Origin of the sequence: Bradyrhizobium sp. NBAIM08, assembly GCF_020193935.1 — a bacterium.
Lineage (GTDB): Bacteria > Pseudomonadota > Alphaproteobacteria > Rhizobiales > Xanthobacteraceae > Bradyrhizobium > Bradyrhizobium yuanmingense.
Genome location: NZ_JADYVR010001303.1, coordinates 1 through 385, shown reverse-complemented (window position 1 = coordinate 385; position 385 = coordinate 1). Strand labels below are relative to the sequence as shown.

The following is a 385-nucleotide window of genomic DNA, read 5'->3' as shown; positions in this document are numbered from 1 at the left end:
ATACCGATCATGCCGTTAGCTACGGTAATGCCATAATAATTCTTAGGGTCGAAATTAGCGGCTGTAATTTTCCAGGAATCAGGAGATTGGGCAATTGTATTGATAACAGTAATGCTCATGAACAGAGCCAGCAATCTTTTCATACGCAGTAACCGATTGAGGCTACAATGTAAAGAAACAAAGGATAGTTTTGTACATCAGCATTAAGAGATTAGGTTTCAAACGATTGCGGGTAAGAAGAACCAATAACATAAATGTAAAAGCTGCAGATTTCTTCTCAAATGAATTTGCATACCTGCCGTATTTCTGCAGCCTATTTATTTGTAAATTATGCGAACGAAGGGTTGATAAGATAGGTATTATTGGGCAGCGCCCAATCCTGCCA

The 385-nt window shown here is 38.7% G+C and carries 1 protein-coding gene; it reads right to left on the bottom strand.

Annotated elements, in window-relative coordinates; translation table 11 throughout:
• Window positions 1–162: 162 nt before the first annotated feature.
• Window positions 163–385, bottom strand: a 223-nt coding sequence (locus I6F37_RS44635; RefSeq protein WP_225155076.1) for a hypothetical protein, incomplete at its 5' end; no start/stop codon positions are given.